Below are 12,317 nucleotides of genomic sequence, written 5' to 3' on the forward strand. Positions count from 1 at the left end.
AAGGGAGCAAAGGAATGCCATCACGTTGGGTGGATTTACATTGTGATGTTCTGAATAAAATGACGGAGAACGCAGAGATATCCTTCTTGGATGATGCTAGGTTAGACATCACTTATGAAAGGATGCAACAAGGAGGTATCGGTCTGCAATGTTTTGCCATCTATTTGTCACAGCATTGGGGACAGCCACGATTTGAATATATATTAAATGGGATCGATATTTTTCGTAACCGTGTGTTGCCCACGGGTGATGGTCTGCAGTGGCTTAGGTGGAAGGATGAAGTGGAGCAGGTTCGAGACCCCAAAAGTCTGTGGGGAATGCTTTCGATTGAGGGAGCGGATGGACTGGAAGGTAACTTATTTTATGTTAAGACTGCTTTTGAATTAGGTGTGCGCTTTCTCGGTGTGACTTGGAATTATGCGAACTGGGCTGCAGATGGCATTCTAGAACAAAGAAACGGGGGCTTTACTGCGAAGGGGAGAGAGTTGATAGACTTATGCCATAAGATGGGGATGTTGCTTGATGTGTCCCACTTATCAACGGCTGGCTTCTGGGAGTTAGTGGAGTTAACACAAAGGCCCTTTATTGCTTCACATTCCAATGCTTATGCTATATGTGATCACCCTCGTAATTTAACGGACGAACAGATTAAAGCCATCATCGCTTTGGATGGGCGGATGGGTCTAACTTTTGTTCCTTGGTTTGTGAAAAGCGGGGATGCTACCGTGAAGTCTGAGGATATTCTGTATCATATTGAGCATATGTGTAGTCTAGGTGCAGAGAAACATCTTATGTTCGGTTCTGATTTTGATGGGATCGATACTTGGATTCATGGACTTGAACATCCGGGTCAATATCCTGATTTTGTTGAACTACTGCTACAACATTACACAGAGGCACAAGTTACAGCTTGGATCTCGGGGAATGCTTTAACCTTTTTGGAACAACATTTACCTGAGAGACCTAGTGGAGTCCCAAAAAGCTTGATCGAGTGATCGTAGGAGCGGAGAACTTTAGCTCAATCTATATAATTGACAATCCTGTAACAGAAGCGAGAATATGATGAAATTTAAGGGCTCTCAATAGGAGAGCGCCTTTTTATTTTGGGATAAAAGGATGTATAATGGATGTTGATGTCGGCATAATATTGATTACAGAGAAAATAAGGAGTGTATTTAGATGAGTAAAACAGTACCTTTAGGTGTGTCTGCTAGACATATACACCTTACACAAGAGCACGTGGAAGCTTTGTTTGGACAAGGCTACCAATTAACAGAGTTTAAGCCATTATCCCAACCAGGGCAATTTGCAGCGAATGAAACCGTAGCTGTTATTGGAACTAAGGGTCAATTTGATAAAGTTAGAATTCTAGGACCTGCGCGTCCAGCCTCTCAATTAGAGATTTCTCGTACTGATTCTTTCGCCATTGGAGTGAAGGCACCTGTTCGCGAGTCGGGAAACATTGAAGGAACACCAGGAATTACAATTAAAGGACCTGCTGGTGAAGTAACACTTGATCAAGGTGTAATCGTAGCCGCTCGCCATATTCATTTTCATACTTCAGATGCTGATGCATGGGGTATCAAAGATAAGCAATTATTGAAAGTTCGTCTTGGCGGAGAACGCGGATTAGTGCTTGAAAATGTTGTTGCACGTGTATCCGATTCGTTCGCACTTGATATGCATATTGATACGGACGAGGCGAATGCTGCTGGAGCTAAGAATGGCGATACAGTAGAAATTGTTGAATAATAACTAGAATACGATTTGTTAAAAATAGCAGGTTATTGAGAGCAGGAGAATCATTCTCCTGCTTTTTTTGTGATGTTATACAGCGAAAGAGACGCGCTAGAAATGCCATCTAATTCATGGTATAATTTATCGTAATGCCTTTTAATGGAGGTTGGAATTTCCTCAACGGAATTGAAGGAGTGACTGAAAGTATGACTAAACAAAGTAAAGATTACTCTAAATATTTTGATTTCTCAGATGCTAAAGTGTTGTCTGAAGATGAGTTTGGTAAGAAAATTCGAATTAAAGGCCGGGAAATCAACATTATATCGGAGCCTAACCATAGACAAGAAAAACAACGAGGTAAACAAGACGTACAGGTTCTGTACGGCAATGCCGTCCCAGACGAGCTGAGAGGCATCGGAGAGGACAAATATTATATAATCTATACCTTTGGCTGCCAAATGAATGAACACGATACTGAGACCATGAAGGGCCTGCTAGAGGAGATGGGGTATCGTAGTACGGAAGATCGTAAAGTCGCGGATATTATTCTGATGAACACTTGCGCGATTCGTGAGAATGCCGAGGATAAAGTATTTGGTGAACTCGGTCATTTAATGCACCTTAAGACAGAAAAGCCGAGCCTGTTACTAGGTGTGTGTGGCTGTATGGCGCAAGAGGAGAATGTCGTTAATCGTATTTTACAAAAGCATGGCTTTGTCGACATGATCTTTGGTACTCACAATATTCATAGACTGCCTCATCTTATTAAAGAAGCGATGTTTAGTAAGGAATTGGTGGTTGATGTATGGTCCAAAGAAGGCGATATCATTGAGAATTTACCGAAAAAACGCGAGGGTATGCGCGCTTGGGTTAACATTATGTATGGATGTGATAAATTCTGTACCTACTGTATCGTTCCATTCACGCGAGGTAAAGAGCGCAGTCGTCGTCCGGAAGATGTCATTGCAGAAGTAAGAGATTTGGCTCGGCAAGGCTTTAAAGAAGTGACACTTCTCGGGCAAAATGTAAATGCGTACGGTAAGGACTTTAGTGATATTACATATAGTTTCGCTGATCTGATGGATGATATCCGCGGGATTGATATTCCTAGAGTTCGGTTTACGACGTCACATCCGAGAGACTTTGATGACCAACTCGTTCAAGTCCTTGCCAAAGGTGGTAACTTAGTTGAACATATACACTTACCTGTTCAATCAGGTAGTACAGAAATATTGAAAAAAATGAGTCGTAAGTATACCCGTGCGAGCTATCTAGAGCTTGTTGGCAAAATAAAAGAAGCCATTCCTAATGTTGGATTAACGTCAGATATTATCGTAGGTTTTCCTGGTGAAACTGACGAGCAGTTTGAAGATACAATGACTTTAGTTCACGAAGTTGGTTTTGACTCTGCATTTACCTTCATTTATTCCCCTCGGGAAGGGACGCCAGCGGCTATTATGGAAGACAATGTGCCGATGGAAGTGAAGAAGGTACGCCTACAGCGTCTAAACGAAGCAATTAAAGATAATAGTCGCATGAACAATGAGAAAATGTGTGGACAAGTCGTAGAGGTTCTTGTAGAAGGTGAGAGTAAGAATAATGTTTCTGTTCTAGCCGGAAGAACACGCAGCAATAAACTGGTTCATTTTGAGGGAAGCAGTGATCTCATAGGCTCCATCGTTCAGGTGAAAATAAGTGATGCAATGACATGGTATATTAAAGGTGAAATTATGGAGTCTGTAGCAGTTAATTGATGAAATAGGAGTGATAGTCTTGTCACAAGAACAAGGTCATGTAAATAAATATGGCATGATGTCATATGATACCAAGGATTTAGTTATTCAAGAAGATATTATGTCTAAGGCCAAAGAATTAGCGGATCTCATTTCGGGTAGTGAAGAAGTTCAGCAGTTCCAGCAAGCCGAAGAAAAAATTCGTAACCATCAGCGGGTTCAAGACTTGATTGTAGTGATGAAGAAGAAACAAAAGGAAATTGTTGCTTTTGAATCTTTTCAAAATAAAGAAATGGTTGCTAAGATCGAACGTGAAATTGCCGAATACCAAGATGAAATTGATGGCATTCCCATCGTAGTGGAATTTCAACAGTCTCAGACGGATATTAACTACTTACTTCAATTAGTCATTTCTGTCATTCGAGATACGGTATCTGAGAAAGTGAATGTGGAAGTGGGCACAGACTCACCTCCGACCAATTGTGGATAATAAACAAACAGGGTTGCGGATACTATATCCGCGCCTTTTTGTTGAATTAAACCACGTTGTCGATATATATAGATGAGTAATGGAGGATAACATCATGGATGGACTAGAAAGCATGATAGCAAATGGTAAAGATACATTCTGGGGATTTCTAGGATGTGAATTTATATCGGGTGATGCTAAGGAAGTTAAGATTGCATTAGAGGCTAAGAAACATCATTTGAACTCTATGGGCATTGTACATGGCGGAGTATTAACTTCCTTAATGGATCAGACTATGGGAATGGTTGCAACGGCTAAGAAGAATATAGATAATGTGGTAACAACGAATCTAAATGTTCATTTCTTAGCGCCAATGACAGAAGGGCGATTAATCGTTACTGCCGTTGTTCTTCATGAAGCGGGCCGCAGTTTAACCGTTGAAGCTCGTGTCCACAATAGTGAGGGAACATTAGGTTGTATAGCAACAGGAACGTTCCGAGTCGTCATTCGGCGATAGTCAATGGAAAATAATTACGTATATCACTTGACAAATTTCATTAATATATCATAATGATAATATCAAATAGAATATTATGTGGTGATGAGAATGGATAATAAGGATAATCAACAGGAAAAGTATAGCGCTAAAAATTATCGAACTCCCGACGGAGTACCGGCAGATATTGTGATGTTCACACTTACGAAACGGGAGCGCAAGACGGTTACGAAGACATTACCGATCCGAGAACTAAAGGTGATGTTAATTCGCCGCAAAGCTTGGCCTTGTGCAGGCATGTGGGCACTTCCTGGGGGCTTCTGCAAGGAAAGTGAATCTATATACGATGCAGCTAAGCGAGAGCTTAAGGAAGAGACTGGGGTGGACGGAGGACATCTAGAATATTTAGGTGTATATAGTCAGCCTGGTAGAGATCCACGCGGCTGGATTATTAGCAACGCTTTTTTTGCTCTTGTAGAAGAGTGGATGCTTGAGCATGGGCAAGCGGCAGATGATGCTGAAGAAGTAGGGTTGTTTGGTATTGAAGAAGCGCTAGAGCAACTGGAGCTTGCTTTTGATCATCGTGAAATTATTCGTGATGCGTATGTTAAAATTCAGCAAAAGATGCTACAGACGACCATTGCTAAGCAATTTTTGCCCGAGCATTTCACGTTAAGTGAGTTGTATCAAGTCATTCAGACCGTGGTTCCTGAATTTAAGGAGCCTAACTTTATTCGGAAGATAACTTCAACCCGTAGTCGGGAAGGTATTCTGGAAGAAGTGAAAGATGAATCTGGGAAGAAGCTTAGTTCGAATCAATATTCACAACGTTCAGCACAATTGTATATGTTTACGGATAATGTACCCCTATTATCGATCTATACGTAACCTATCGTCGATCTAATTCTGTGAGGAGTGAGCGTAATGAATGCACTGATCGTGATTGATTACACCTATGATTTTGTGGAAGGCAATCTTCCTGTAGGAGAGCCAGGTATAGCTATTCAGCATACGATAGCAACGATAACTCAGAATTATGTAGATCAAGGTGATTTCGTAGTGATGGCTGTTGACTTGCACGAGGAGAATGATCCTTATCATCCGGAGACTGCTCTTTTTCCGCCACACAATATCAGAGGGACACGGGGAAGAGATCTTTATGGAGAATTAGCGAATGTATACCATCGTCATCAAGAGCGTATTTATTGGATGGACAAAACGAGATATAGTGCTTTTTGTGGAACTGATCTCGACATCAAGCTTCAAGAACGAGGGATTAAGGATATATATTTGATGGGGGTGTGTACAGATATTTGTGTCTTACATACCGCCGTTGATGCTTATAACAAAGGATATCATGTAACAGTGTTTGAGGATGCTGTAGCTAGTTTCAATCCGAATGGACATGAATGGGCATTGCAGCATTTCAAAGGAAGTCTTGGAGCACGCGTGATCAGTAGTCAAAGCTGATGTACTTCGGTTCATCTTCTATAACAATGCTGCCTTGGCTCAAAGACAAGGGGAGAAATCAGTTATGCAAACAATGGGTCTAGCATTACACACCGATAAATATCAAATTAATATGATGTATGCACATTGGTACGGAGGAACACACAAACGTAAAGCCGTATTTGAAGCTTATTTTCGCAAGTTGCCATTTGGGAATGGATATGCCGTATTTGCAGGTCTCGAACGAATTGTTCATTACATTGCGAACCTTAGATTTACAGAGGAAGATATCAGATATTTATCTGAACAGGAAGAGAATTATGATTCTGGATTCCTTGAAGAGCTGAGACAGTTTCATTTCCGTGGAACGATTCATTCGATGAAGGAAGGGGCGCTAGTCTTTCCTAGTGAGCCACTTATACGAGTAGAGGGTACCATGATGGAAGCCCAATTGGTTGAGACTGCTCTTCTTAACTTTATGAATTTCCAGACTTTGATTGCGACGAAGGCGTCAAGAATCAAGCAGGTTGCCGGTCAAGATACGTTACTGGAATTCGGGACTAGACGAGCTCAAGAGGCAGATGCGGCGGTATGGGGAGCGCGAGCTGCTTATATCGCTGGCTTCGATGCTACATCGAATATGTTAGCGGGTCAGAAGTTTGGGATCCCAACCAAGGGAACGCATGCACATTCATGGGTACAGAGTTTCAAAACGGAGCAAGAGGCTTTTGATGCTTATGCTAAAGTACTTCCTGATCAAGTTACACTCCTTGTGGATACTTTTGATACGCTAAAAAGTGGTGTTCCAAATGCGATCAATACAGCCAAAAAGCTGGAGTCTATCGGTAAGAAAATGAGTGCGATTCGTTTAGATAGTGGTGACTTGGCTTATCTTTCCATTAAGGCTCGTGAAATGTTAGATGAAGCGGGCTTGCCATATGTCAAAATCGTTGCTTCCAATGATTTAGACGAGAATACCATTCTGAATTTGAAAGCTCAAGGAGCGCGAATTGATATATGGGGCGTTGGAACCCAGCTTATTACCGCTTCAGATCAACCTTCATTAGGTGGAGTATACAAGCTTGTAGAGCGGGATATAGATGGAATCATGACACCTACGCTCAAAATTTCTGCTAATCCAGAGAAGGTGTCCACACCAGGTAAGAAGGAAGTCTATCGTATTATCGATAAAGTCAGTCAGAAAGCACTAGCTGATTATATTTGTTTCCCTGGGGAAGAACAACCTAGCGATGGTAGAAAAATTACATTATTTAATCCGCAGCATCCTTATTTACAAAAGAGTGTTCGCAACTATGAAGCTACGCCTATGTTAGAACCGATCTTTGTTGATGGGCTTCAGGTATATACATTGCCTAAACTTGAAGAAATACGTAGCTATCATGTAGAGCAAATGAACATGTTCTGGCCTGAATATTTACGTAAGTTGAATCCGGAAATTTATCGTGTCAACATTAGTCATGAAGTTTGGGAACTGAAGAAAAATATGATGGCAGAGTATATGCAAGAAGAAGATATTTAAGAGATAAGATAAGATTGCAAAGCATGTTACTTCCCCTGTATGGGTGAGTGACATGCTTTTTTTTTGCAACTAGAAGAAAGTTAATTATTTCTCGGGAAAGCGCAGGAGATGGCAGAATGATGCGGCATTCGACAATAGCTTGTCATGCTGTGTCATGTTGCTGTGGTGAGAATATGGAGGGTGATAAAAGTTATTGTGAGTGCTCGGATATGATATTCTTCATATCTAAAATTTGAGATATTACGTTAAATGGAAGAATAATGATTGTAGAAATTATAGCTGAAAGGGGTCATGTCGGTGGTACATTTGCCCAAAAAAAATGAGCTAGGCTTCTTCGAGATTCGCTTGGAATCGATCGGAGGTCTAGGAGCAAACCTTGCTGGGAAAATGCTAGCTGAAGCTGGTGTTGAGGGAGCGGGGCTGAATGGTGTTAGCTTCTCATCTTATGGTTCAGAGAAGAAGGGTTCCCCGGTAAAGGCACATATTCGTTTTTGCGATTTGACGACACCTATTCGTGATACTTCTCCTGTTGAGCGACCACATGTTGTCAGTATCTTTCATGAGGCATTAGCGAAGACAGTGAATGTGACTAGCGGAATATATGAAGATAGCATCGTTCTAATTAATTCACAAAAATCACCCGAACAAATAAAAAATGAGTTGAAGATGTTAGGAGGAACAGTGGCTATTATTGATGCCACAGGGATTGCTCTAAACGAGAAAAACCGTGTGAATATGGCGATGTTAGGTGCGATGTTCCGATTCTGTCCATTCTTAGATCCGGGGACAATGAAGGAAGTTATTCGCAAATCACTTGAGAAGAAGTATCCACAAAGTGTGGCTTCGGCCCTAAATACATTTGAGCGTGGTTATCAGGAAGTGGTAATTCAACAATTTGTTCTGCAAGAGGGACAGTCTATGCCTGAGTTCGTACGTTCAGACGTGCCTGTATTAGGTTACGGAACACAGTCTATCGGGGGTGTGATTACCAATCCGGGGAACAGCTTCTTAAAGAACCTCAGTATTTCACGTTCAGGTATGATGCCTGTCTTTGCTGTGGATGAATGTATTCATTGTGCTCAATGTGACACGGTTTGTCCTGACTTTTGTTTTGTATGGGAAGAGAAACCAGATAAAAAGGGACGGCCACAAATGTTCCTGCAAGGTATCGATTTTCAGTATTGCAAAGGATGTCTGAAATGTATTGAGGCCTGCCCAACCGATGCTCTATCAGGTATTCTTGAAATAGAAGGCGCTGCCGATGAGCAAGGGGTAAAACATCAATTCGACTTAGTAACGGATTAGGAATGAAGGGAGGAATATAAGGATGGCTATCGATTATGAACAAGAAGTAGGGAGCTCGAAGGTCGAGCAAGTGTATGTATATGAATCAGGGAATGAAATGGCTGCTTATGCGGCACATCAGATCAATTATCATGTAATGGGGTATTTTCCAATTTCCCCATCGACTGAGGTCGCACAGTTTCTAGATTTAATGAAAGCTAACGGACAGCATGATATCAAGTTGATCCCTTCAGATGGAGAACATAGCTCGGCTGGTATCTGTTATGGGGCCTCTACGGCGGGCGGTCGAGTGTTTAATGCAACAAGTGCTAACGGTTACATGTACATGCTGGAACAGATGCCAGTGCAGTCAGGGACACGTTTCCCGATGGTTTTGAATCTTGTCTGTAGATCCATTTCAGGTCCTCTTAATATACATGGAGATCATTCTGATTTGTATTTTGCCTTGAATACAGGTTGGCCAATTTTAATGTGTCGTGATCCACAGGCTGTATATGATATGAACCTGATCGCACTGAAACTTGCAGAACATCCAGATGTTCGCTTACCCGTCATGGTCGCTTCGGATGGATACTTTACATCTCACCAAAAGCGCCGTGTGCAAGCATTTGCTCATCGAGCTGATGTTCTGAAGTTCGTTGGAGAAAAACCACCAGCAGGCTTTCCAGATACGTTAGATCGAGAGAATCCGATTACGGTCGGTCCTTATATGAATGAACCTGACTACATTAATAATCGATATCAACAATCTCAGGCCATGTATAGTGCTGGTGAGGTGTTTGAGGTTATTTCCCGCGAATATGAGCAATTGACGGGGCGGCAGTATGACATGTTGGATATGTACCAAATGGAAGATGCTGAAGTGGCCGTATTTCTAATGAACTCTGCCTCAGAAATTATTAAGGATGTCGTAGACCAGCTTCGCAGTCAGGGGATTAAGGCGGGTTCCATAGCACCGAATATGATTCGCCCTTTTCCACAGAAGGAAATAGCCGAAGCTCTTAAGCATGTCAAAGCCATAACAGTAGGAGACCGTGCTGATTCATATGGTGCCCATGGTGGAAATATGGTCAATGAAATAAAGGCAGCATTATTTACCTATGGTAATAGCACAACGCAAGTGATTAGCCGGATTTTTGGACTTGGGGGTAAGGAGTTTTACGCTGAGGATGGTCACCATCTATTTGAATTAGCGATAGAGGCTGCTGCTAAGGGCAAAGTTGAGGTTCCTTTTGATTATTATGGTCATACCGTAGGAGAACCTGACAAAGCACCTAAGAGAGTATTGAAGCCGATGAAGTTTGAGGATTTGAAAACAGGTCTTATTACTGTAAAGAAGGATGAGGCAACCGGAAAGTTGAGTGTGCGTATTCCCCCTCTTCGTTCATTGACGAAGAAACCTAAACGTCTCGCTCCTGGACATGGTGCTTGTCCTGGGTGCGGTATTTTTTCGGGACTCGAAACGTTCTTTAAAGGCATTGAAGGTGATATTATCGCATTGTATCACACAGGTTGTGCCATGGTTGTAACTACGGGATATCCATACTCTGCTCATAAGGCAACATATATTCATAATTTATTTCAGAATGGTGCAGCAACCTTGTCGGGTGTTGTGGAGATGTTCTGGGAGCGCAAACGACGAGGTGAATTAGAACATTTAGGTTTACAGGATGACTTCACATTTGTCATGGTTACAGGTGACGGAGGAATGGATATCGGCATGGGACCGGCGATTGGTGCAGCACTTCGCAATCATAAGATGATTATTATTGAGTATGATAATGAAGGTTATATGAACACTGGTGCGCAACAATCCTACTCTACACCTATGGGTAATCGAACTTCTACATCGAATCTGGGATCGACACAGCAAGGGAAAACAACGCATCATAAAGATACAGCACAGATTATGGCTGCGACGAATATTCCTTATGTATTTACAGGTTCTGAAGCATTCCCGCAAGATTTAGTGAAGAAGGCGGCTAAGGCGCAATGGTATGCGCAACATGTAGGATTAGTGTATGGTAAAATATTAATAGCTTGTCCACTAAATTGGTTATCCAACGATAATGAAGGTACGCAGATCGTGGGCGCTGCGGTAGACTCTTGTTTCTTTCCACTATATGAGGTGGAACAGGGTTGCACCCAAATTACCTACAATCCAGAAGACAAGAATAAGCAGATTGAACTCCGGGAATGGTTGAAATGGATGGGTAAAACCAAACATCTACTCAAGCCTGAGAACGAAGCTGCATATGAAAGTTTTCAAGGAGAAGTCCATCGTCGTTGGCATGTATTGAAAGCTAAACACGATAACCCTTATTTGTAGGGACAAATAGTAATATATTTAGTGACATAATTAAGAAGATCACCTCCCTTAGATGGACGGGATCTTCTTTTTCTAGAAGGGAAGGTTTAGGATGGATAAATTTCAGGCATTTATGATCCATAACGATGAGCAAGGATTTCGGAGTGGAGTCGAGACAGTAGCACTAAATCAATTACCCGAGGGGGACGTGACAGTCCAAGTTGAGTATTCGGGCGTTAATTATAAGGATGGATTAGCGAATTCAGCGAACGGAAGAATTGTAAGCACATATCCGTTCATACCCGGTATAGATTTAGCTGGAACAGTTGTGGAATCAAGCAACCCTAAATTTATGGTGGGCGATTCTGTTCTGTGTACAGGTTATGGTCTTGGAGTATCTCACTATGGGGGATACAGTGGTTATGCAAGACTGAATAGTGAGTGGCTCGTTGCGCTCCCTGAGGGCTTAACTTCGCGAGAAGTGATGAGCATTGGGACAGCTGGATTTACGGCAGCTTTATCTGTAGATCAGCTCCTGCACAATGGTCTCAAAGTGGAGCAGGGGCCTGTGTTGGTCACGGGAGCTACTGGGGGTGTAGGTAGTATAGCAGTATCTATTCTGGCTAGGCTTGGATTTGAAGTTGTAGCAAGCACAGGAAAAGCGGATCAATACACAGACTTCCTGAAGCAATTGGGAGCAACCGCAGTTGTGACTAGGGGAGATATTGAAGCTCCAGTTAAAGGAGTTCTAGCTAAAGAACGCTGGGCTGGGGTGATAGATCCTGTAGGAGGAGCGCAACTCACTGGAATATTAAAAAGCTTACAGTATGGTGGAAGTGTGGCATTATCTGGGCTGACAGGTGGTGCGTCATTTGATCATACGGTCTATCCATTTATTCTACGTGGTATACAATTGTTAGGTATAGACTCTGTTAACTGTCCAATGGATCGCAGACAGGCGATTTGGAATAAGTTGGCTACGGACTGGAAACCCGTCACTGCACTTCAGCAAGGGATTACAGAGGTTCCACTTGAGGGTCTTTCTTCTGTGTTGGAGACTATTTTGCAGGGTGGGGCTGTAGGACGAACACTGATTACATTGAATCGTTAATACATGGAGTACTAAAAGAGTTGGAATGAGCATATATATAGGGGAACCTCCATGAGGTTCCTTTTTTGTGTGGCGGCGTGCCCAGAGGCACGCATTATCTAGTTGGTGAAAGTCCAACCGAAGGAGGGACCAAGCCACCTTCGTAGCTAGGATACCTGCGTATGGCGAA

General features: G+C 42.3%; 11 protein-coding genes. All 11 read left to right on the forward strand.

What is annotated here, in order from left to right; genetic code table 11:
* The first annotated feature begins 14 nt into the window (after nt 1–14).
* The 11 genes from J2T13_RS16280 to J2T13_RS16330 all read left to right on the forward strand — a co-directional run bounded on the left by J2T13_RS16280 (nt 15) and on the right by J2T13_RS16330 (nt 12,148).
* Entirely contained in the window at nt 15–995 is a 981-nt protein-coding gene (locus J2T13_RS16280; RefSeq protein ID WP_429373077.1) for a dipeptidase, read from the forward strand.
* A gap of 184 nt (nt 996–1,179) precedes the next feature.
* The gene (gene pduL, locus J2T13_RS16285; protein WP_429373079.1) at nt 1,180–1,752 is read left to right on the forward strand and encodes a phosphate propanoyltransferase; all 573 of its coding nucleotides are present in this window, start codon (nt 1,180–1,182) and stop codon (nt 1,750–1,752) included.
* Nucleotides 1,753–1,943: 191 nt separating this feature from the next.
* On the forward strand, nt 1,944–3,491 hold the full coding sequence (miaB, locus tag J2T13_RS16290) for a tRNA (N6-isopentenyl adenosine(37)-C2)-methylthiotransferase MiaB (protein WP_429373081.1): 1,548 nt from the start codon (nt 1,944–1,946) through the stop codon (nt 3,489–3,491).
* 55 nt (nt 3,492–3,546) lie between these two features.
* Nucleotides 3,547–3,960 (forward strand): RicAFT regulatory complex protein RicA family protein, encoded by a 414-nt coding sequence (locus J2T13_RS16295; RefSeq protein ID WP_429373121.1) that lies wholly within the window; start codon nt 3,547–3,549, stop codon nt 3,958–3,960.
* Between the two features lie 94 nt (nt 3,961–4,054).
* Complete coding sequence (locus J2T13_RS16300) at nt 4,055–4,456, forward strand: PaaI family thioesterase (protein WP_429373083.1); 402 nt, start codon at nt 4,055–4,057, stop codon at nt 4,454–4,456.
* Nucleotides 4,457–4,540: 84 nt separating this feature from the next.
* The gene (locus tag J2T13_RS16305; protein WP_429373085.1) at nt 4,541–5,323 is read left to right on the forward strand and encodes an NUDIX domain-containing protein; all 783 of its coding nucleotides are present in this window, start codon (nt 4,541–4,543) and stop codon (nt 5,321–5,323) included.
* Between the two features lie 36 nt (nt 5,324–5,359).
* Nucleotides 5,360–5,905, forward strand: a complete 546-nt coding sequence (locus J2T13_RS16310; protein ID WP_429373087.1) for a cysteine hydrolase family protein — start codon at nt 5,360–5,362, stop codon at nt 5,903–5,905.
* A 64-nt stretch (nt 5,906–5,969) separates the two neighbouring features.
* A complete protein-coding gene (locus J2T13_RS16315) occupies nt 5,970–7,424 on the forward strand; it encodes a nicotinate phosphoribosyltransferase (protein WP_429373089.1) in 1,455 nt (484 codons plus the stop codon).
* A 297-nt stretch (nt 7,425–7,721) separates the two neighbouring features.
* Nucleotides 7,722–8,729 (forward strand): 2-oxoacid:acceptor oxidoreductase family protein, encoded by a 1,008-nt coding sequence (locus J2T13_RS16320; protein ID WP_429373123.1) that lies wholly within the window; start codon nt 7,722–7,724, stop codon nt 8,727–8,729.
* A gap of 22 nt (nt 8,730–8,751) precedes the next feature.
* Nucleotides 8,752–11,058: a thiamine pyrophosphate-dependent enzyme gene (locus J2T13_RS16325; RefSeq protein ID WP_429373091.1), complete on the forward strand. Its 2,307-nt coding sequence runs from the start codon at nt 8,752–8,754 to the stop codon at nt 11,056–11,058.
* Between the two features lie 91 nt (nt 11,059–11,149).
* On the forward strand, nt 11,150–12,148 hold the full coding sequence (locus J2T13_RS16330) for an acryloyl-CoA reductase (protein ID WP_429373093.1): 999 nt from the start codon (nt 11,150–11,152) through the stop codon (nt 12,146–12,148).
* Nucleotides 12,149–12,317: the final 169 nt, after the last annotated feature.

Source organism: Paenibacillus sp. DS2015 (assembly GCF_050433705.1).
GTDB lineage: Bacteria > Bacillota > Bacilli > Paenibacillales > Paenibacillaceae > Paenibacillus_AQ.

Coding starts and splice junctions, on each gene's coding strand:
- J2T13_RS16280 (WP_429373077.1), top strand. CDS start 15: ATGCCATCACGTTGGGTGGATTTACATTGTGATGTTCTGAATAAAATG.
- pduL (WP_429373079.1), top strand. CDS start 1,180: ATGAGTAAAACAGTACCTTTAGGTGTGTCTGCTAGACATATACACCTT.
- miaB (WP_429373081.1), top strand. CDS start 1,944: ATGACTAAACAAAGTAAAGATTACTCTAAATATTTTGATTTCTCAGAT.
- J2T13_RS16295 (WP_429373121.1), top strand. CDS start 3,547: ATGATGTCATATGATACCAAGGATTTAGTTATTCAAGAAGATATTATG.
- J2T13_RS16300 (WP_429373083.1), top strand. CDS start 4,055: ATGGATGGACTAGAAAGCATGATAGCAAATGGTAAAGATACATTCTGG.
- J2T13_RS16305 (WP_429373085.1), top strand. CDS start 4,541: ATGAGAATGGATAATAAGGATAATCAACAGGAAAAGTATAGCGCTAAA.
- J2T13_RS16310 (WP_429373087.1), top strand. CDS start 5,360: ATGAATGCACTGATCGTGATTGATTACACCTATGATTTTGTGGAAGGC.
- J2T13_RS16315 (WP_429373089.1), top strand. CDS start 5,970: ATGCAAACAATGGGTCTAGCATTACACACCGATAAATATCAAATTAAT.
- J2T13_RS16325 (WP_429373091.1), top strand. CDS start 8,752: ATGGCTATCGATTATGAACAAGAAGTAGGGAGCTCGAAGGTCGAGCAA.
- J2T13_RS16330 (WP_429373093.1), top strand. CDS start 11,150: ATGGATAAATTTCAGGCATTTATGATCCATAACGATGAGCAAGGATTT.